This window comes from Streptomyces sp. NPDC023541 (assembly GCF_055559995.1).
Genome location: NZ_JBVHJO010000002.1, coordinates 338994 through 358388, shown reverse-complemented (window position 1 = coordinate 358388; position 19395 = coordinate 338994). Strand labels below are relative to the sequence as shown.

At 68.9% G+C, this 19395-nt stretch carries 19 protein-coding genes; all 19 read right to left on the bottom strand.

The features are described 5' to 3' along the window. Window positions 1–52: 52 nt before the first annotated feature. Window positions 53–538, bottom strand: a complete 486-nt coding sequence (locus ACZ3X1_RS05625) for a hypothetical protein (protein ID WP_467276952.1) — start codon at window positions 536–538, stop codon at window positions 53–55. 55 nt (window positions 539–593) lie between these two features. Continuing rightward, window positions 594–1016 carry a hypothetical protein gene (locus tag ACZ3X1_RS05620; protein WP_467276950.1) on the bottom strand — a complete coding sequence of 141 codons (423 nt, stop codon included), beginning with the start codon at window positions 1014–1016 and terminating at the stop codon, window positions 594–596. Window positions 1017–1073: 57 nt separating this feature from the next. Beyond that, on the bottom strand, window positions 1074–1220 hold the full coding sequence (locus ACZ3X1_RS05615; protein ID WP_366267397.1) for a hypothetical protein: 147 nt from the start codon (window positions 1218–1220) through the stop codon (window positions 1074–1076). Continuing rightward, entirely contained in the window at window positions 1217–1411 is a 195-nt protein-coding gene (locus tag ACZ3X1_RS05610; RefSeq protein WP_467276946.1) for a hypothetical protein, read from the bottom strand. Before ACZ3X1_RS05610 ends, ACZ3X1_RS05615 begins: the two co-directional genes overlap by 4 nt. After that, window positions 1408–2067 (bottom strand): hypothetical protein, encoded by a 660-nt coding sequence (locus ACZ3X1_RS05605; RefSeq protein ID WP_467276944.1) that lies wholly within the window; start codon window positions 2065–2067, stop codon window positions 1408–1410. Before ACZ3X1_RS05605 ends, ACZ3X1_RS05610 begins: the two co-directional genes overlap by 4 nt. A 63-nt stretch (window positions 2068–2130) precedes the next feature. After that, entirely contained in the window at window positions 2131–3174 is a 1044-nt protein-coding gene (locus ACZ3X1_RS05600) for a hypothetical protein (protein ID WP_467276942.1), read from the bottom strand. A gap of 92 nt (window positions 3175–3266) precedes the next feature. Next, entirely contained in the window at window positions 3267–4403 is a 1137-nt protein-coding gene (locus ACZ3X1_RS05595) for a PD-(D/E)XK nuclease family protein (protein WP_467276940.1), read from the bottom strand. Continuing rightward, window positions 4403–5503, bottom strand: coding sequence for an AAA family ATPase (locus tag ACZ3X1_RS05590; protein WP_467276938.1), 1101 nt, complete (start codon window positions 5501–5503; stop codon window positions 4403–4405). The genes ACZ3X1_RS05595 and ACZ3X1_RS05590 overlap by 1 nt, the downstream gene beginning before the upstream one ends. Window positions 5504–5529: 26 nt before the next feature. Then, window positions 5530–5877, bottom strand: a complete 348-nt coding sequence (locus ACZ3X1_RS05585; protein ID WP_136224774.1) for a hypothetical protein — start codon at window positions 5875–5877, stop codon at window positions 5530–5532. A 224-nt stretch (window positions 5878–6101) separates the two neighbouring features. Next, on the bottom strand, window positions 6102–6683 hold the full coding sequence (locus ACZ3X1_RS05580) for a hypothetical protein (RefSeq protein ID WP_467276935.1): 582 nt from the start codon (window positions 6681–6683) through the stop codon (window positions 6102–6104). Between the two features lie 150 nt (window positions 6684–6833). Continuing rightward, window positions 6834–7085, bottom strand: coding sequence for a hypothetical protein (locus tag ACZ3X1_RS05575; protein WP_467276932.1), 252 nt, complete (start codon window positions 7083–7085; stop codon window positions 6834–6836). A gap of 26 nt (window positions 7086–7111) precedes the next feature. Next, window positions 7112–7984, bottom strand: coding sequence for a peptidoglycan-binding protein (locus ACZ3X1_RS05570; RefSeq protein ID WP_467276930.1), 873 nt, complete (start codon window positions 7982–7984; stop codon window positions 7112–7114). A gap of 38 nt (window positions 7985–8022) precedes the next feature. Next, window positions 8023–8343, bottom strand: coding sequence for a hypothetical protein (locus ACZ3X1_RS05565; protein ID WP_136224778.1), 321 nt, complete (start codon window positions 8341–8343; stop codon window positions 8023–8025). 66 nt (window positions 8344–8409) lie between these two features. Further along, on the bottom strand, window positions 8410–11328 hold the full coding sequence (locus tag ACZ3X1_RS05560) for a hypothetical protein (RefSeq protein WP_467276926.1): 2919 nt from the start codon (window positions 11326–11328) through the stop codon (window positions 8410–8412). After that, complete coding sequence (locus ACZ3X1_RS05555) at window positions 11325–12431, bottom strand: hypothetical protein (RefSeq protein WP_467276923.1); 1107 nt, start codon at window positions 12429–12431, stop codon at window positions 11325–11327. The genes ACZ3X1_RS05560 and ACZ3X1_RS05555 overlap by 4 nt, the downstream gene beginning before the upstream one ends. Further along, the gene (locus ACZ3X1_RS05550) at window positions 12428–13354 is read right to left on the bottom strand and encodes a hypothetical protein (protein ID WP_467276921.1); all 927 of its coding nucleotides are present in this window, start codon (window positions 13352–13354) and stop codon (window positions 12428–12430) included. The genes ACZ3X1_RS05555 and ACZ3X1_RS05550 overlap by 4 nt, the downstream gene beginning before the upstream one ends. Next, the gene (locus ACZ3X1_RS05545; protein ID WP_467276918.1) at window positions 13351–14256 is read right to left on the bottom strand and encodes a phage distal tail protein; all 906 of its coding nucleotides are present in this window, start codon (window positions 14254–14256) and stop codon (window positions 13351–13353) included. Before ACZ3X1_RS05545 ends, ACZ3X1_RS05550 begins: the two co-directional genes overlap by 4 nt. After that, on the bottom strand, window positions 14253–19073 hold the full coding sequence (locus tag ACZ3X1_RS05540; protein ID WP_467276916.1) for a phage tail tape measure protein: 4821 nt from the start codon (window positions 19071–19073) through the stop codon (window positions 14253–14255). The genes ACZ3X1_RS05545 and ACZ3X1_RS05540 overlap by 4 nt, the downstream gene beginning before the upstream one ends. Beyond that, window positions 19070–19381 (bottom strand): hypothetical protein, encoded by a 312-nt coding sequence (locus tag ACZ3X1_RS05535; RefSeq protein WP_355406498.1) that lies wholly within the window; start codon window positions 19379–19381, stop codon window positions 19070–19072. The genes ACZ3X1_RS05540 and ACZ3X1_RS05535 overlap by 4 nt, the downstream gene beginning before the upstream one ends. Between the last annotated feature and the right edge of the window lie 14 nt (window positions 19382–19395).

Here is a 19395-nt window from a genome sequence, read left to right as displayed (position 1 = left end):
GCCCCGCCCCGGCGGGAGGCCGGGGCGGGGCAGGGTGAGGCGGGGTGAGGGGTCAGAGGGTGCGCAGGCCGCCTGCGGCCTGGGCTACGCGGAGGAAGGCGATCCAGCGGGCCCAGGTCTGGTCGCCGAAGGGCAGTTCGGCGCAGTCGTAGTTGGGGTGGGCCTCGTAGCGGGCGAGGGCGGCGGCGATCTCGTCCGGCGTGGTCCAGAACCCGTCGTTGTAGCGGAGCTTGTACGCGGGGATGCCTTCGGGCTGCTCTTCGGTGGCCTCGCGGACGCCCTGGTAGGCGGCGACGAATGCAGCCTTCGCGCTCTGCTGCTCCTCGGTCAGCTCGGCCGTGTCCGAGAGGTGGGCAAGCTCGACGCCGTATTCCTCCAGGGTGGGCCACTGCGGGCGGTCCGTCTCAACCGTCATGCCGAAGTGGGCCATGGTGTCGAGGAGGCTGGCGCCCTGGAGGCCGGACAGGTAGAGGGTGTCGTTCGGGCCGCCCCCGCGGATGGCGCGGTTCTCGCCAACGATGAAGAAGTCGTAGCTCATGTGCTGTCTCCAAGAGGTCTGAGCCCGGCCGCCGCGGCGGCGGCCGGGCGGGGCGTCACAGCGCGGCGGCGCGGATCAGGTCGAGGCGGTAGCGGACCGTGTCGCCGTTGTCGCTGAGGAGTTCACAGAGCGGGGACCAGGTGTCGCGGTTGGTGTTGTCGAGCTCGCACGCCCAGGCGTTGAGGTGGTATTCGGCGCCCGCTTCTTCGAACTCCCGACGGGTACCGTCGCCGGTCCAGTAGGCACCGGATGTCCTGACCGCCCCTTCGGCGGTGCAGAGGAGTTCCAGGCCGGTGGCATCGAAGGGGGCGGGGTACTCGTGGCCGGTGAGGATGTCGCGCACCTCGGCCGCGAGCAGCAGGCACATGGTGCGGGCGACGTCGTCTGCCTTGGCGTCCGGGGCCTCGGCGCGATCGAGCGCCTGGGCGAGGTGATTGTCGTCGGGGAGCTGATAGCTCTCTCCGGTGTTCTGCGTCATCGGGTTCTCCAAGAGGTCTGTGGGTCCCGGCCGCCGTGATGGCGGCCGGGCGGGGTGCTACTTGTGGGCGGCGTGGATGCGGTGCTGTCCGCCGCAGGTCATGCAGCGCGGGGCCCGCATCCGGGTCTCGTAGCGCAGCTCCTGCGCGACGATCACGGCGAGTCCGGCGGCGATGCCGCAGGCGAAGGCAAGAAGCCAAGTCACGGCTGCCTCCCGTCACGCACGTCGCACGGCCCGGTCAACTGCGCCACGGCGATCAGCACGCCTTGGGCGTCGCCGGTCAGCCGCGCGTTCTCGAGGGCGGCCTCAACGCGCTCGCGCTGCTGCGGTGTCTGCGGGTGGGCAAAGATGTGGTTGCAGGAGGGCTCGTTGTTCTGGGCCTGCTGGTCGCTCATGCCGCTCGCTCCGCGTTCCAGCCCGCCAGGGTGACGGCCACGGTGACGACCGCCCCGTCGTGGACCCAGACGGACAGCGGCCACTCGTTGCCGCCCTGCTGGTGAAGGGGGCGCCACCCCATGAGGCGGAGCATGGCCACTTCCCGGTTGTAGCGGGCGACGGCGTCCAGGGAGCGCGGGAAGCAGTCGCAGATGTGCTCCATGCCGGAGAGGTCGCTGCGGAGTCCGGAGATGCTGACGGCCTTGACGGGGCTGAACCGGAGACCGAGCCGACGGCGGGCGACGAACGCGGTGATCGCGTTGAACAGCGTTACGTGGTCGTTGCCGTGGGCGGCGTGCGCGCCTGCCTCGGTGGAGTCGTAGATGACGTCCCGGATCGTCGGGTTGTGGTCGCTCAGGCGCTGCACGAGCCAGCCCCGGACCTGATTCGGGTCGGTGGGCAGCACGTCGTCCGACGAGATGTGCAGGTAGCTGTAGTCGGCCAGTTCGGCGGTGATGCCGTACATCCCGCCGCACAGCTCGATGTCGGCGACGAGCGGCATGCGGCGGAGCGGGGTGATGACCGGCTCGTAGGCGTCCCACAGTGCCCGCCAGAGCGGGTCGGTGGTGTTGCCGTGTTCCGGCATCGGGGCGAGCTGGAAAGCCTCGCGGTTCATGATCTCTCCAAGAGGTCGCTGGCGGTCAACAGTACAGAGTTGGGATCTATCTTTGAAGGCGCTTCAGGGCGCCTTCATGGAATCGAACCCCTCCCCTGCTTCTTCTATTTTATATGCATCCGTGGGGGTGTCCACATTCCTGCGGGACTTTCGTGCCGGGGCTGAACTCTTTTTCCGGGCAGCGTCCTTCCAGTTTCGGACCGCGCTCTTGGCCGCACTCTGCGCCTCCAGCACGGCCCCGGCCCGGAGGTCGGCGAGACGCCGGCGCTCGTCCGCATCACGGTGCCACTGATCCCAGTGGTCGTCGTTCGCCTGCCGCGCGACGTCACGCTCCTGGGCCTGCTGCCTCTTGCGCTCCGCGCGCGGATTGGTGCCACAAGCGCGGCAGGAGGAAGCGGGCTTGTCTACGTGCTTGGCACATCCCCGCCCCTGCGCCGGGTCCTGCTGGTCGGTCATACCGGCCTCGCCGGAAGGCTCCCCTGCGGCGCCAGCCGCGGGGGTAGGGGGGAAAGGAAGAACAGAGGAAGAACCAAGGAAGGAAGGGGTTCCACCGGTGGAACCGACAGGGTTCCCAGCTTGGAACTTCCCGGGTTCCACCGGCGGAACCCGGCTTTGGTCACCCGCAGGGTTCCCCGCGTGAAACCCACCCTGTGGAGGCTTCTCCTGCGGAGCCTGAGCCTTGTCCTTTACCCGGTCCTCGACGTCCTGGGCCGTCATCGCAGGCTTGGCAGGAGCTGCCCGCTTCACGCCCGGTCGCGCCTTCGCGGCGTTCTTCGGAGCGGCCCGCTGGGCCTCCAGGCGTGCCTTGAGGTCGGCGGTGCTGGGGATTGGAGGGATGCCGTTGGGAAAGACCCTGTAGACCGCAGCACGCCCCGCCTTGCCCGTCTGGACACGCTCCACCAGGCCCTTGGCGACCAGCTCGGTGACCAAGGTGATCGCGCGCTTCTCGTTGACGCCGACCCAGGCGGCCAGTCGCGCCAGGCCCGGACGGGACAGGCGGGTCTCGTCGTCGGCGGAGTCGGCGAGCTTCTGCAGCGCGAGTTTCTGGCTCTGCGAGATCACTTCCTTCGGCAGGTAGCTGGCAACGACCATCAGGTGGATAGACAACGGGGCCCCTTGGCGGTGTTTCTGGCAGGACGGGGGGCCCCGCCACTGCGGCGGTCGCAGTGGCGGGGCTGATGAGGACGGGCGGGGGCCCGCTACTGGGGGACGGGGGTGACTCGGATGGCGCGCGTCGTCTTCTTCGCGGCCGTCCGCATGGGGATGGCCATCCCGACTTCCTTCATTACGACCTCCATGCGCTCGAAGTCGGCTCCGGACTTCTCGGGGACCGGCACACCGAGGGCGTCGAAGGTGTCGATCATTGCCTCGCGGTCGACTTCCTGGACGGCATTGCCTCCAGTCCACGCGAGCTGGTTCAGGCCGTAGATGCCCGCCGGCGAGTCATCGAGCTTCTTGCGGACCCTCGCCTTGATCCGCTTGCCCTCGGCCTCCATCTCGTGGCCGCGCACGTACTCGGACAGCGCCGCTTCGCGGTCGGCGTCATCGTGGATGAGGACCGTTTGCACGGCAGCTCCGGGTGTCTTCGGATCCCCCCAGCACGGGGTGCGGAAGGGACAGTTGTCGCAGATGGGGTCCAGTCCCGGCCCGTCAAAGGACCGGCTGGCTTCCTCGGGGGTCTCGTACTCCATGACGCGCTGTACCCACCAGCGGGCGCGGGTGGCTTCGGCCTTGTCGAAGTCGAACTCCTGGACGTGCTCAGCCCCGTTGTCGCGGTTGACGAAACGGAACCGGATGCGCCGGACGTCGACCTTGCCGAGCCGCGCCAAGGGCTTCTGTCCGTGCTTGTCCTCCCAGCCCACCGTGCGCAGCAGATCGGCGTACAGGTAGACCTGACGGATCTCCGCTGCGGTGGCTCCGTAGCGGACCACCTTGTCCCACAGGAAGGTGCTCTTCGTCTTCACGTCCTCGACGGTGACCACGTCGGCCGGTTCCGTCGGCCGCAGGCGCTTGGGCAGTCGTGCGGCAGTGGGAGCGTCGAGGTGGACGGCATCGACGTGGCCGCGGATGGTGTCGTCGGCCACCGACGTCTCCACGAGCCACCCGTACTCGGTACGGGCGGAGCCCAGCAGCCCTTCGTGAAGGTAGGTGCCGAGAATCGCGGCGCGCTTGTCAGAGCTGTCCGTCCGTTCGGCGCCCGACAGGATGTATGCAGCCCTGCGCTCGCACACGGTGTCGGACGCGCCGAGCTGACGCTGGAGCGACCTGGGACGCCGCGCGTCCTGGGTGTGCGCTGCGGGCCACAGCGACGGGCTGCTCACAGGCTGGGCAGTCATCAGGCCGCCTCCCCTTCGGTCACGCCGTCGGCGCCCTTGCCCCGCTCGACTGCGGCGCGCAGCTGCGCAGCGACGTCGCCACTGAGCGCCTGATCCATGTCGTCCTGGGGGTTCTCGATCTGGACGAGTCGATCGCTGATTGCCGCCTGGATGGTCGACGCCTCCTGCCGGGTGAGCCCCGACACGTCAGGCCGCGTCTTTCGCCACAGCTCGGCGAGGGCCTCCTTCTCCGTGGTCTCCTCCACCCGCTTGAGCCACGGGGCCAGCCTGTCGCCGGCGAGCACCGGCATGACGCGGGGCTGAGACTTCGCGGAGCAGCCCAGCCGGTTGAAGACCAGGTCCTCGATGGAGAAGTCGGCCAGCCGCAACGGGCGGCGCTTCTCAACTCGGAGGCGAAGTGACCTCGCCTTGATGATGTGCGGGTCCTCGTCGCGCTTCATGCGCACCCACACGGTGGAGTCGAACCCGAGGTCCTTGTGGCCGGAGACTTTCCACTCCTTACGGCCCGAGACGGGGTTGCCGTTGTCGTCCACAGCCGAGACTTCCTTGCCGCGAGCAAGCACGATCGCGATGCCGGGAAGCGTCTGGAGGAGGTGCATGACCCGTGCCCAGCGGTCAACGGCGTCGTTCCACAAGTTCATGGGGATGTCGATGCCGGCGTCGGGGTCGGAGGCGAGCACGACCTTGTTCTTCCTGGTGCGACGAGCTCGCTCCTGGGTCCAGTTGGTGAGCATGCGCCACAGCGCGGATCCGGAGTCGATGACGAGGACCACGGGCGGCTCACCAGCTTCGGCGGCGCGGCACGCTTCTGCGTGGACGGCCTCGACCTGTTCCAGGATGTCGCGGTAGGAACCGTCGTGGTCGATGACGAGGTAGTCGGCGCCCTCGATGGCCGCGTACTCGTCGGCGGACCCCTCTGACAGGTCGATCCAGTAGGTCTGGCCGGTGAGCGGGGAGGCCGAGAATTGGGCGGCGGCGTAGGACTTGCCGCTGCCCTCCTCACCCTCGATGAGGACCAGCGGGTACGGGACCTGGCCGGTCGGCTTGCGGGTTTTGAGCTTGGGGGACGCCGGTCGCGTCGGCGTCTGCTGCTGGGACACGTCTCTCCAAGAGGTCGTGGTGTGGGTCAGGCAGCGCGCAGCGCACGGATCTCGAAGAAGTCCGCCCAGTCGGGGCGGTTGCCGATGAGCATGCGTACGTAACGGCTGCGGTAGTCGTTGTTCAGCCGGAACTCATCGCCCCGCGTTGCCTCGCCGTAGCGGTAGCGCAGGAGCTCGAAGAGCATCCCGATGCCGATGCGCTGGAATCCCCTGTCGATGGCGTCCTGGACGAGGTTCTCCAGGTGACGCATGACCCAGGGATTCAAGGCGTGGAACGCCTCGAACCGCTGCTGGATGGTGAGCTCGCGGACACCGTCCGGGAGGCGCACGGGCTGGATGTCGTCCAGGCCGAACAGGGTGGGCTGCTCAGACATGATCCCCCCTCGGGATACAAACCAACGGTTCAGTGTTGGAATCTATCTTTCGATGTGGGGTCATGTCGATCTCGAACAGCACCGGCAGGCTGCGGCGGATCTCGCACGAACGTCTCCTCGATGGTCGACCCGGAACTCGCGGTAGCCATCGCAACGCGATGACATGCCACTATTCTATATGCAATTGGGGGTTGAAACAAGAACTGGATCACCTCAAATGGTGCTTAAACGGCGTCCTTTGCGACTCCCGGCCCGCGGGGGATGATCCTCGACCCATGGCCGTCGTAGGTCCCCGCCAGGAGCGCATCACGCGCCCCCTCGTTGATCGTCCAGCCTCCGCCGCGGGCGCTCGCCTTCAGCGCCGGCGCGTCCTCAAGGAGGGGTTCGAGGAGCCAGATCGGCGAGCCCGAGAGGGTGTAGTCCGCCGGCCGAAGCCGCCCCGTCTTCGCGGCATTGCGGACTCCGGCGCTGTCGGGCAGCCCGAAAAGCACCGCGATCTCCGACTGCCCCACCATCGCGGGGAGGTCTTCGACACGCGATTCCCAGTACCCCGGCTGCTGTTCCTCCACGAGGCGCTGGAGAACGGCCTCGTCCAGCTGCTTCGGCCGGGGGGTTGTCGCGCCGTACCGCTTCGCGAAGTCCAGCAGCCAGTACGGCGAGCCCGAGATGATCCGTGCGTACTCGTAGTCGAGCCGCTTGTCGCGACTGATCCACTGACTCACCTGAAGCGGGCGCACGCCGTAGAGCGCCGCAAACTCCTTGACCCCCACCAGGTACGGCTTGCCGTCTTTCGCCTGACGAACCACTTTCACTCCTCACCCGCGCCAGCTCTGCATATAGATTGTATCCATGGTGTCGGGGGGCCGGATGCGGCGTTCTGCTTGGTATGGTGGTGGTTCCAAGAGGTCGAGGGCCCCTGCCGTGAGGCAGGGGCCCTCTTCCATGTGCGGGTCGGATCAGGCGGTCGGCGCCGGCGGCGGCGTGTCGTACTTCGGCGGGCGTGCGTAGCCCAGCAGCCAGCCGAACCGCGGAGAGACGTGCTGCTCGGCGAGGCGGAACAGGCCGTAGTAGGCGAAGATGACGGCCGGGGTCAGGACCCCTGTGACCGCGTCAGCGGGCAGTTCCAGGCCGACCTTCAGCGCCAGGGCTACGAGCCAGCCGACAGCGGCCGGGACGCCGGTGCGGATCAGGGATGCGTACAGGTTCAAGGCTGCTCCTCGAAGGTGGGGATGGGTCAGGCGAAGAGACGGCGCCACGTCTCGGGGCCGGGGAGGCCATCGGCGTCGTTACCGCTCCACCCCTGGGCGCGCTGGAAGGCGGCCGTGTTGAGCCGGTCGGCCTCGCCCCACTCGGGGCTCGGGCCCACGCGGTAGTGCGAGCCGAAGCCCTTCTTCACGAGCTGCTGGCCGAGGCGCAGGATGTGCTCGTTGGACTTCCCCGGGCCGAAGGCGTTGCGGCCGGGGAACACCGGGGCTCCTCCCTGCGGAGGCTTGGTTCCGGTGGGCGGCTTGCTGCCGGCGTCGGCCAGGATTCCCGACACCCGGCGCCGGAACGCGTCCATGTCGAAGGTGGGGTCGATCTTGCCGGGCTGCCACTCCTTGTGGGCGATCACGGAGGCCGCCGTCCACCCGTGCGCGCGGCACAGCGCGGCAGCCCACTGGGCGGCCGCCTCGACCTGCTCGGGCGGCCACGGGTCCTCGCCGTCGCCCAGGTTGATGAGCTCGGCACCGTAGAAGTGGGTGTTGCCGTCGATGTCGGCCCTGGTGTCGGTCGGCAGGGCGGACTCAGCGCGCACCGCAGCCAGAACCCTGCTGTCGCCCTTGCCCGCGTGGTTGGTGCGGCCGTGCCCGACCTGGTGGATCACCCCCGCCTTGTCGATCACGGAGTGGCACAGGGGTCCGGGCAGGTCGCTGTGCCCGTCGTAGCACAGCGAAACCGAGTAGGCCGTGCCCCGGCTCACCGTGTGGTGGATCATGACGCCGTGGACAGGGCCGAAGGGCCCTCGGTGGTTGCGGTTGTGGTTACGCCAGTCGCCTACCTCCTCGACGGTGAGGCCGGCGGCCTTGAACGCGGACAGGACTCGGTCCGCGGTGAGCGGTGTTGCCATCAGGCGCTTTCCAGAACTCCCCCGCGCCGGGATGGGTGTTAGAGGTCCAGCTTGGCCAGCAGCACAGCGACGAGGAGTGCGACCACGACAGGTGCGACGAGGGCTGAGAGAGCCAGGCGCCGGTTCGTTCGGGCGTCGGCTGCCTCGCGTTCGCGCTGTTCCCGAAGCTCGTCGAGGTCGTCTTCGAGAGTGCCGATTCGCTGCTCGACCGCCCGCTGGTCGGCGGCGTACACGTCCTTGGTGACCATCTGCTCCAGCCGACTGGCCAGGGCTGCGAAGTCAGCGCGAAGATCGTCACGCAGCTGCTGAACAGCGCGGAGCAGCTCCCAGGGCGTGGGATCTTGGTTCGGGCTGGTCACGGTGCTCCCCAGTGAGTCGGCCCCGCGCCAGTCCTCAGTCTACGGCTGGTGCCGATCGGTCCCGATTCACTTCACGTACGTGACCTTGAGCTGTGGCGGGTGCCCTTCCCCGACGCCTTCGGCACGCCCGTAGTAGTCCAGGGAGGTGTTGTTGGGGTCAAGCGCAACTCCCCTCCAGCTCGTTGAGTCGAAGATGGAGGTGATGTCGATCCACTTCCCGACGTTCTTGCCCCACTCGATCGTCTGGGAGTCGCTGTCGCAGCTGAAGGTACCGGGGCGGGATGCGTGGCTGTGGGCCTTGATGACGGCCTTGCCGCCCGAGTTGTAGTACCAGTGCGCGTAGTACAGGTAGAGCTCGACGCTCTGGATGGAGGCCCCTGCAAGGTCAGAGGCCAGGGACGACGGGAAGCCGATCAAGGCGGCTTGGGTTCCGTTGGTGCTGGAGTAGTACCCCTGGACGCACTGGGAGTTGTAGTAGCTGTTGTAGCCCGCGCGGTTGGCGTAGCTTCCCGACCAGCTCGCGGTGTACGTCTTGGTGTACTGCTGCTTGGGCGGTGTGGCGGTGCCGCCGCCGGCGTTGAGGATCCCGGTGTCGGGGACGTAGGGGCCGATGTCCTCCACGAGCATGTGGGCGGGGAATCCGGCGCCACCGAACATGGTCAGCACCTGGCCGGCCGGACCGAACTGGACCCGGAAGGTCGTCAGGAGCCGATGCAGTCCCGCACCGAGGTCCCGGCCGGGCTGCACGGTTTCCAGGTGCACGCGCTGCCAGCCGCCTCCGAGGGGAAGGACGGTCTCCTGGAGGCTCGGCGAGTTGATCGAGGGGGTGCTGGCGCCTCCGTCCCGGAGGGTGACCACGGCTTCGCCTCCACCGGCATTGGGGTCGACGTGGGCGTCGAAGACGATGCGGTACATGCGGGTCGGGTCGCTGTTGAAGGCCAGCTCCATGAAGCCGTACGTGCCAGCGCCACCCTGGACTCCCCCGGTGTACCGGCCGATGGCGACGACGCCGCGGGGGGCTTCCGCCAGGCGGGAGTCCAGCCGGACTCCGCCAACGCTGAACGCGCCGGCTACGGCAAGGTCGCCGAAGGCTCCGTTTCCGCGATCGTCGATGGTGGCCACCGCCGCCCCGTCGGAGCCCGCGAGGGTGAGGAAGTTGGGCTGGCCGGTGACGAGGCTTACGCGTTCGCCGCCCTCGTTGTCGTACAGGCGAAGTCCGACGGGGCTGATCTCTGCGCGGGCTCCGGTCGGCCTTGATCCGATGACGATGCGGCAGTGGGCGTTGTCGAAGGTCACCGTGCCGACGCTGCTGGCGTCGGCCAGGAGCTTGATCAAGCCGACGGCGGCCTGCGGAGGGGCCGCGAGTGGGGCCAGACCGGAGAGGGTCTGCCAAGGCGATCCTGGGGTGGGCGTGGCGTTGACGGAGCTGTACCCGAGCAGTGCACCGGTAGCGTCGTCCCACCGCACGTACATGCCTACCTTGCTGCCGTTCCAGTCGGCCGAGGTCTGAACGTCTACGGACAGCCAGACCTTCTGCCCTGCCGTCGCGGGGAAGGAGCCGAGCTGCAAGTTGTAGTTCGCGGTGGCCGTGGCGGTGCAGTCGACGCGCAGGGCCTTGGCGCTGTCGCGCCCCGGGGTGACCACCGTCCAGTCGGTCTTCAGTCGGCCGACGGTGATCGGTCCTTCGAAGCTGGGGTCAGCGACCAGGTTCCCGTCCACGCCGATCGCCAAGTGCGTCGCGTTGAGCTGGCCTGCGGCGATGTGGCGTGCGACCAGGGTGTTGGTGGCGATCTCGTCGCCGGTCAACGAGAGCGCCTTGACCTCCTTGGCGGTCAGGGTCTTCGCTGCGACCTTGGTCGCGGTCACGGCTCCAGCGGCAAGTTCGGGAGTCCCGATGGACTCGGCGAGCACCATGCCCGCAGCGACGACCGTGCGCACTTCGACGTTGTCGTAGTCCAAGGTGCCGCCGGTGCCCAGGTAGATCGAGAGCGCGACGATGGCTTTGACGGCACCGGCCGGTGCCTGGACCTGGGCGCTGTAGCGGGTCCAGGGCCCTCCCGCGGTGGGGGTGGCCTTGAGGATGCCGTAGGAGAGGACCGCTCCGGCTGCATCGAGCCAGCGCATGTAGAAGCGGGCCGAGTCGCCCGCCCAGTCCGAAGAGGCCCGTATGTCGGCTGCGAGGAAGAACCGGTCCCCGGGGCTGACGGGAAGCTCGGTCAGTTGCAGGGGTTGTGTGGTGGGAGCTGCAATCCCGCGCACAGCGCGCGGGGACCGGTTGCCGCTGGTCGTGGACCACGCCGCATTCGCCAGGAGCAGCTGGGCGGTGAGCTGGCCCTCGAACGACGGATCCGGAACTAGGTTGCCGGTACCGACGCCGAGCTCGGTGTGTCCGACAGCTCCGACCTGGATGTGCATACGCCCGACAGCGTCTTCGGCCAGTTTCGTCTCGTCGATGATGCCGTCGAGGACGTCCTGCGCGACAACGGCTGCCGGGCCAGTGGGACCCGCCTGCGGAGAGGGGTCGCCCGCGGTGCCGGAGCTGTTGCGAGCCATGAGGCGTACGAACAGGGGCTCGCTGGCCGGGATGATGAGCGTGCCGCCCCGAGGCGATTCCAGGGTGCCGCGCAGCGTCGTCTCGTTGATGAAGAAGCCGTCGGTGCTGCCCGCGTGGATCTCTATGCGGGAGAAGTCCAGCGGTGGCACCTGGGCATCAAGGAAGCCTCCGTCCCAGGTGACTGCCACGCCGCTGAGGACTGGGGCCAGCGCGGGCTTCGCGGGCTGGGGCGGGGGCGGGCCGTTGACCGCGACGACGCCGGAGGTGCCGTCCGGCTGCTGACCGATGACGGCGCGCAGGGATCCGCTTTCGTCGAAGACCTCGAGGGCGGTGTCTTCGAGAGAGGCATGCGCGAGTCGGCTGGATCGTTGGGCGGTGGCGAGGCGGCGTTCGATGGCGGCCAGACGGGTGCCGATGTCGATGTTGGTCATGCGTCTGCCGCCCCGTAGTGGAAAGCGTCGGCGCGCTCAAGCAGGACGGTCACGGTCTCTCCTTCGGGTCCTCCAGTGCGTACGCTCCAGCCGACGATGCGCATCCACCCTGCGAAGTCGGCCCAGTCGGTGCTGACCTGCGTGAAGACGTCGTCTCCGATCTGAAAGGCACCGAGGGGTGCGGCAGGGTGGTCGGGGCGGATGCTGATCTGTTCCACGGTGCCCCGGAGCTGGCGGCGCTTGCGTTCAGCCGCAGCCCTGCGCGCGAGGATGTCGGTGCCCTTCACGTCTGGCAGCGCAAGGACGGACTCCATGCGGAGCCGCCCATCGCGGACGGAGTCGACGTGGCGCCGCCGGGAGCGGCCTTCGCCGGCGCCGGTGGCGATGATCGTGTTGGCGAACTCGTCCGCCGAGCGTGGGATGGCCGGCGAGTTGATGACGTTGATACCGCTGGTGAAGGCGATATCGGTGCGGCGGGCGCCGAGTCGCGGGTAGCCGAGCCGCACCCGTCGGACGATCTTGCCGCCGCTTCCCCACTGCGTGTCGCAGGTGTAGTCCGGGGACTCGGCGGCGGCCACCAGGTCGTCGACCGCGTCGCCGAGGACCGGCTCCTCCCACCACGCGAAGCGCAGCGGTTCGGCCGGGGTGCCGACCTTCGCCTTGGACTGCGTGGAATCCACGGTGACGCCGAGGTTCCCGTCAGGCAGCGACTGGGCGTAGGCCCAGATGTCTCGGATCACCTGGCACGGGTCGGCGTAGACGTACGGGCCCCGGCCGTCGAGTTCCCCGTGGATGTCGTGCCTCCGCTGGAGGTAGCTGCTCCAGCCGGCGGCCTCCAGGGACAGCGTGCGGTCCTCGGGTGTGGACTGCCAGAGCAGGCCGCCCCAGCGGAGCACGCCGTCCCGTTCGACGTAGATCAGGACGTTGCCTTCGTCGGCGATGTCCGGGCGCGAGTGGGCGAAGCGCGGCGAGAGGGTGGCGGTCAGCGCGCCGGGCCCGTTGAGCTCCGGCCCGTACTCGACGTCCGTCAACGGGACGTCCGAGGAGAGGATCTCGCCGGACAGTGCGTGCTGAGCTATGTAGCGGTAACCGGTCGGGTTCACAGCACCCCCTCGACGAACTCCACGTCGAAGATCAGGTTGCTGGCTCCGTTGACGTCGAGGGTGAACTTCGAGCCGGGCATCGGGTTGGTCTGGATGCTGAGCCACTGAGTGGTGCCGCGCAGGGCAGGGGTGATCTGCGGGCTGTCGCCGAGAAAGATGTTTTCGCGGGACCAGCCGGTTACGGCGTCGTCGTCCATGGTGATCTCGGCTCCGAACATGGTGCCGAACTTGTGGCGCAGTCGCGTATAGGGGTTGCCGGAGAAGCGGACCCCGATCTGAGTGACGAGGTTGCAGGTGACTGCCCACGTGGGGATCTCGATTTGCACGCGTCCCTCCGCGGGCCAGTCGCTCCACTTTTCCGCGGCGGTCGGTGACTGGCTGTAGGGAAAGCCCCGGATCATGTGTATCCGGCGGTCGCGACGAGGGTTGGCGATACGGCGCAGGTCGGTGATCATCGCCGCGGTGATAGTGCCCGTGTTGGCCGGGAGGTTGATGCGGGCCAGCGGGATCGCGGAGAACCCGGGCGGCGGGGCGGTCGCCGTGGCGGACACTCCTGGGATGACGTCGAAGTAGACGATCTTGTCCTTGGCCGGGTTGCGGTTGCCCTCGTACTCGGGGTCGAGGACCCGCATCACGACCAGGTCCGTACGCGGGGTGCCGCCGGTCGGGGCGATCGGTACTTGCTCGGTGCCGATGTTGTAGGCGGTGTAGTGGCCCTGCCAGGGAACCGCGCGGCCGCGCACGACGCCGGAGCCGTCGCCGACGAGGACGCCGCCGGCGGGGACCGTCAACGGCGTGACCTTCAGGTCGTTGCCTTCGGTGACGCCCTCGGATCCCCTGGCGAGGTCGCGGATCATCATGCGGAAGCTCTGGGCGCTGTGCGTGCCCCCGTTGGTGAGCAGGGGGACGGGTGTCAGGGTCACTGTTGCTCCCGAGTGAGGGTTGCCCAGGCTGCGCGCCAGGAGACGGTCAACTGGGCCTTGTTGGTGGGGTCGGTGGCCTGCCAGCGGAGCTCGCTGCGGCCGGGCGGCAGGTTGAAGGTGTCGATGCGCGAGCCCGGCGTGAGGTTCACGTGACCGCCGTTGCGGCGCAGGACGGATCGCCAGGTGGGCCGCGTGTCGATCTCGATCCAGTCGCCCGCGTCGATCGTGGTGTTCAGCTGGAGGGACCGGCCGGACTGGACGTGGGTGATGGACGGATTGGCGCAGGGGCCGGTTATCCGCAGCACGGGCCACGCGGGCTCCGCGCCGTCGACGGTGATCCAGCCGGGCCGACGGTTGGCGTCTGGCCCCGGGTTGACGGTGACCGGGGGTACGACGGGGGCGGTGAATCCGCCGTCGGAAATCATGTTGAGGGACATGGTGGTCTGCTGCTGCTCGTCGCTGTAGAAGTACGGGTCAGCGGCGAAGAACTCCAGGTCGATGGGGATCCAGCCGTACACCAGGGACGACAGGTCAGCATCGAGGCGGCGGAGGCGTCCCTTGAGGACCCGTACGTCCCGGCCGGGCAGCTTGAGCCGCAGGTCGGTGGTCGCGCCGCCGGTGAGCCGGAGGCGCGGGTCGTCGTGGACGTGCTGGAGTTCGGCGAGGACATCCAGGGCTGCGGCCTGGTCACCGGGGGTACGGATGCCCGCGCTGATACGGACGGCACGGCCGGCGTAGTAGTCGGCGCCGAGCCAGACACCGTCAGCGTGGGGCGGGTCGACGTCCCCGGTGCGCACCTCGGGGCGGCCCAGCCCCTCGATCGTCGCGATGACGACGGAGGTCCCGACCCCGATGGGTACGCCTCCGAGCTCGTGGCGGTGGTCACGAAGGGCCGCGGTCATCGCACCCCACCCCGCTTCGCGCGGCGCACCTGGTAGCCGACCGCTGCCGAAATCTGCTGCTCGGTCGCCCCGGGCCGGTCGATGCGGATGTTCTGGGTGCCGATGAGCGGGGCCGGGTGCTCGTCTCGGACGATGACCACGGTCCTGCTCTCGGGCTTGGCTTCCACCACCCGCGGGGTGCTTGTGCCGGGCGCGGTGAGCCGGTACCCGAACCGGTGGGCGACGTCGGCGAGGACCCGCTCCGCTGAACCGCGCTTCGCCGCGCCCAGGGGGATGAACGCCTCGCCCTGGGTGCTGGGTTCGGCGAATCGCACTATCCCGTTGCTCGTCGCATACACGCCCGGCGTCAGGATCCCGCCGTCCGCGTAGGACAGCCCGCGCTGTGCTCGCGCCAGGTCGTTCAGGAATCGCTCGGCCTGGCCGCCCAGGACCTGCCGGATGCGGCCCTGCCCGAGCAGGGACACTTCGATGATCCGGTCTTCGTCCAGCTTCGTCGTGTCGGCGACGTCGTGGATGCCGGTCCGGCTCGTCCGGATCGCGCCGATGATCTGCACGAGATCGTTGAGGGCGTCGCCGGAGATGACCTCCTTGGCGCGCTTGCTGACGTCGTTGGCTTCCTTCGCTGCTCCTTGGGAACGCGCTGCCTCGGCCGCGACCTGTTCCGCAGCCTTGTCTCCCTGCTCCGCCAGCAGGGTCGCCAGGTCCGTGTATCCCCAGGCGGCGAGCTTCGCGAGGTTCTCCTCGAAGGTCTTCTGGTTGTCGACGGCGGCCTTGAGCTGGTTGGTGAAGTCGCCCAGCGAGGCACGGGCGACCTTCCCCAGGGCCGTGAGGTCGTCGGTCATGTCCTTGATGTACTTCGAGCTGCCGTTGGCCATCTTCTTGGTCAGCTCGATGCCGTCTTCCCCCATGTCGGCCAGGGCGTCGGCGACGTCCTGGCCGGCGCGGCGGGCAACGGTCGCCAGGTCGCGGCGCCAGTCGGCGGCACGGCGCGCGGCCTTGCCCAGGTTCTTCTCGAACAGCGCCAGGTCGAAGACCTCGGACTCCTTGCCCCCCTTCTTCACCTTCCTCATCGAGTCGCTACGGATAGAGGACAGGGAGGAGAGTTCAGGGACACCCGGACGGTACGACCAGCCGGAGAGGCCGCCGTCGGCGTACCAGGCCACCTCCCCGCCGAACCGGCGCACGACCTCTTCGACGATCGCCTTGGACCGCGGTCGCTTCGAGCCGGCGAGGGGTACGTAGGCCTCTCCCTGAGTCTCTGGCTCCGCCCACACCCGCCAGGCGCCGGCGGGTGCGATCTGCGCGACGTGCTGCTCCCGTACGCCGCCGTTCGCATAGAAGGACAGCACGCTGCCGTTCGCCTGCGGGGCCTGGACGAGGTCGGGGATCCCGTTGCCGTCGTTGTCGCCCGGCATGGGGGTGCGGCGGTAAAGGATCGAGATGACGACGGGGGGCGGCGGGGGCGCGGAGACGTTGACGGAGATGGTCTTCGATCCGGGGATGTTCTGGACGGACACACCGATGGCGTCGAGGTTGGCCTTGACCGCACCCATGTCGCCAGACAGCAGAGCGGAGGTCAGGGCCTGTGCTGCGGCGGTGCCCTTCGTCGCTGCTGTCATCTGGATCAAGCTCAGGGCACCGCTCCACTCGGCATTGGCCTGGCCGCCGGCGAGCTGGAAGGCGGCGACGACCCGGGAGAGATCGGGCGGGCTAATGGGCATGTCGGCGCCGAAGATCGCTTGGAGCTGAGTCCGCACGCCTTCGAGGTCGCCGCTGAGCAGGGCCGTCTTCATGGCTTCGGCGGCGTCCTTCCCGCCGCGAGCAGCCGTTTCGGCCAGGACCTTCATGCCCTGCTGCATCGTGACCCGGGCGTCCTGCGGCAGCTGCGACGCGGCTCGGCCCATGTCGGCCAGCGCCATGCGCTGCATGACCTCGCCGAGTTTTCCCGGGTTGTTCGTGGCCGAGGCGTCCGCCCATGCCTGGGCGATGTCCTTGCCGTACTTCGCGGCGATGCCCGGCAGTTGTTCAAGGCCGGCGCGGAAGGCGGGCGTGGCTCGGGACGCCCCTTCCTGGATGATCGCCTCCAGCTCGTCGGCAACCTTCCCGCCGCCCTTGTCGAGCTGGCGGACGAGCTCGTCGAGCATCGGGGCGGCGTCCACGCCGAGCTTGGCGAAGTGGTCGACCAGTTCGAGTCGGCCGCTGGCCGCGAGGGCTCCGAGGTTCTTCTGCCAGTCGCGCTGGGCAGACAGCTGCTTTCGCAGCTGTTCCATGTAGTCGGCCAGGCTCGCCTTCGCGGAATCCGCCGACCGACCGGCCTTGCGGTTGGCCTCGGCCACCTCGTCCTGGGCGGCTTTCCACGCCTTGGCCGGGTCGACGATGTCGGCCAGGGCCTTGCCCATGGCCTGCATTTCGTCGGTGAACTTCGGGGCGCCGTTCTTGTCGACGGGGAGCATCGCCGTCAGATCCCACGCGCCCGCGAGTTCGATCCGGCTGTTTTTGATCTTGGCGTTGACGATGTCCATGTTGGCGGCGAGTTCGGCCTCCTTCTTCACCGCATCGCCCCACATCTGGTGCTGGCGTTCAAGCACGCCACGGGCTCGGTCGAAGGATTCGTCGTAGGTGACGGCCTTGCCGACTTCCTTCACGGTGGCCTGCTTGGCCGTCTGGATCTGTTCGAGAACGTCCTTGTACCGCTGGCCGCCGTTGATGATGGCGTCGATGGCCTGTTCTGCGGAGACGCCTGCCGCGCGCAGTTTCTCGAGGTCGCCGCTGCTCGTGAGCTGTTCGGTCAGCTTTCGGAGCCCGGCTCCCTGTTCACCCTCGGTGCGCTCGGCGCGCATTGCCTCTACGAGTTCCTGCGTCGCGGCCTTCGCCTGCTGCTTGGACGCGGAGTACGCGGCGTATGCGGCGACGCCGAGGGTGACCAGGGTGGCCAGGCCGGTGACGGCAAGGCCTGCTCCGGAGAGGACGGCGGGCAAGGCGGACCCTCCGGCACGCGCTGCGGCGAGGTTGGTCCGGAAGGTGGCAAGCTGCACGCTGGCCTTCTCCACGGCCGCGCGCAGCAGGAGGCCCGCCGCGGCCAGGGCGAGGAACCCGCCGATGAGGGACTTCACGGGGCCCGGCAGGTCGTTGATCGCTCCGGCGAGGATATTGAAGTACTCGCCGATGGTCTGGAGCGCGGGGAGGAGAGCCCGCCCGAGGTCGATCCCCAGGGCAGTGGCCTGATTCCGGAAGAGGGCCCACTGACCTGCGGTGGTGTCCAGCTGGATGGCGTAGGCCTTCTCGGCAGCGCCGGCGCGGGCCACCTCGATGGCGATGCCCTTGTAGGTGTCGGCGTAGTTCTTCCCGTCCGCCGCGGACAGGGCGAGCATGGCGCGCGTCGCCCTGATGTCCTTGAACATGTTGGCGATGGCGTCGGCCGAGCCGCCGGTGACCTCACGCAGTTTGTTGACGACGACGTACAGCCCGTCCTGGGCGATGGCGGAGGCCACGGACTCGTAGCCGAGGTCCTTGATGGCGTCGCGCATCTCCCTGGTCGGTTTGACCATTCTCGTCATCATCATGTTCAGCGCGGTCGCGGCCTCGGCGGCAGGGATACCGGCGAGGGTGATCGCGGCGAGAGCTGAGCTGAGGTCGTCGAACTCGACGCCAGCGGCCGCGGCCATCGGTACGACATCGCCGAGCTGCTGAGCGAGTTCCTCGAAGGAGACGACGCCCAGGTTGACGGTCTGGAACATCGTGTCCATCACGTCGCTGGCCTGCGACGCCGGAAGGCCGTAGGCCTTCAGCACACCGAGCAGTGCCCGCGCCGAAGTCTCCGTCGTGGTCAGGCCGGCGGAGGCGCCCTGGGCGGCGACGTTGAGGATGGACATCGCCTCCGAGCCGTCGAAGCCCGTGGAGACGATCTGGTACAGGCCCTCGGCGAGCTGCTCCGCGGTCTGGGGAAGCTCGGTAGAGAGGCGGACGATCTCGTCGGTGAACGCGGAGACGTTCTTCGCGGTGATCTGCTGGGAGATCGTCATGACGTTCGCCATGGCCCGCTCCAGCTGGATGGCGTTGGCCACGCCGACACCGAGAGCGGCGCCGATGACCAGGCCGCCCTGCGCGTACGCCGTTGCCCGAGCGGACGAGGCCGCTGCCAGACGGCTCTCCGCCTGCGCAATCTGCTGGGCGGAGGCCTGTGCGGTACGGGCTGCGGCGCGCTGCGCCTGGTCCCGGGCCGTGACCGCAGTGCGGGCACGGTTCTCCGCGTCGGCAAGCCCGGTGGAAGCCCGCTGGGCCATCCCACTGGCCCGGGTCGCGGCGAGCTGCGCTGCGGCGGCGCGGGTCTGCGCAGCAGTGTGGGCCTGGGCTGCGCGGTCTGCTGCGACCTGGGCGGCGGCCGCGGTGCGAGCGGCGGCGGCCGCGCCCGCACCGGCCGTGGCCTGGGCCCGCGACGCCATGGTCTGGGCGAGGGCTTGCGCGCGGGCCGCACGCTCGCCAGCGAGGGTGGCTGCTGTGTGCGCTTCCTGGGCCCGGGTCGCCAGGGAAGCGGCGAGGGCCTGTGCGCGGTGGGCTCGCGTGACGACCTGCTGTGCGGCTGCCGCCCGCTCCGCTGCCTGGGTTACCCGGGCCTGAGACCGGATCGCCTCGGCGGACGCGGCTGCCTGCGCCCGGGTCAGGGCCTCGGTGGCGTTCCGAACCGAACCCAGACGTGTCCCGACTCCGGCCAGGCCGTTGTCGAAGCTGCGCAGCTGGCCGGCGGCGCCCCGAAGGCCGGTGGTGAGGCCACCAGTGTTGGCCATGAGGTTGACGTAGAGGGTGTAGGCGCCGCTCACGGCGTCACGTCCTTCCGGGGCCGCAGCCCGATCTTCATCCCCCGGCCCTCGGCCCCATCCGGGACCTGCTCGCGTTCCATCTCGATCAGCTCGCAGCCAGGGCATCGGTACGGCTCGGGCACGTAAGCGAACCGGTCACCGCCCATGCCCTCGTCCCACTCGGCGGCTCGCGTTCCGCACCCGTCACACGACGCCTGGGTGTAGGCCAGGTACGCGAGCGCCTTCGCCCGGTCGAGCGCCGACCAACGGCCATCCCCGGCGCCCGAGAAGTGGCTGTGCGGGATGCCGTACGAGGCGCACAGCTGCATCTCGGCCCGAAACG

What these genes read in the sequence shown, in the direction of transcription:
- ACZ3X1_RS05625 (WP_467276952.1), bottom strand. Translation starts at nt 538, where the DNA reads ATGAGCTACGACTTCTTCATCGTTGGCGAGAACCGCGCCATCCGCGGG.
- ACZ3X1_RS05620 (WP_467276950.1), bottom strand. Translation starts at nt 1,016, where the DNA reads ATGACGCAGAACACCGGAGAGAGCTATCAGCTCCCCGACGACAATCAC.
- ACZ3X1_RS05610 (WP_467276946.1), bottom strand. Translation starts at nt 1,411, where the DNA reads ATGAGCGACCAGCAGGCCCAGAACAACGAGCCCTCCTGCAACCACATC.
- ACZ3X1_RS05605 (WP_467276944.1), bottom strand. Translation starts at nt 2,067, where the DNA reads ATGAACCGCGAGGCTTTCCAGCTCGCCCCGATGCCGGAACACGGCAAC.
- ACZ3X1_RS05595 (WP_467276940.1), bottom strand. Translation starts at nt 4,403, where the DNA reads ATGACTGCCCAGCCTGTGAGCAGCCCGTCGCTGTGGCCCGCAGCGCAC.
- ACZ3X1_RS05585 (WP_136224774.1), bottom strand. Translation starts at nt 5,877, where the DNA reads ATGTCTGAGCAGCCCACCCTGTTCGGCCTGGACGACATCCAGCCCGTG.
- ACZ3X1_RS05570 (WP_467276930.1), bottom strand. Translation starts at nt 7,984, where the DNA reads ATGGCAACACCGCTCACCGCGGACCGAGTCCTGTCCGCGTTCAAGGCC.
- ACZ3X1_RS05560 (WP_467276926.1), bottom strand. Translation starts at nt 11,328, where the DNA reads ATGACCAACATCGACATCGGCACCCGTCTGGCCGCCATCGAACGCCGC.
- ACZ3X1_RS05545 (WP_467276918.1), bottom strand. Translation starts at nt 14,256, where the DNA reads ATGACCGCGGCCCTTCGTGACCACCGCCACGAGCTCGGAGGCGTACCC.
- ACZ3X1_RS05535 (WP_355406498.1), bottom strand. Translation starts at nt 19,381, where the DNA reads ATGCAGCTGTGCGCCTCGTACGGCATCCCGCACAGCCACTTCTCGGGC.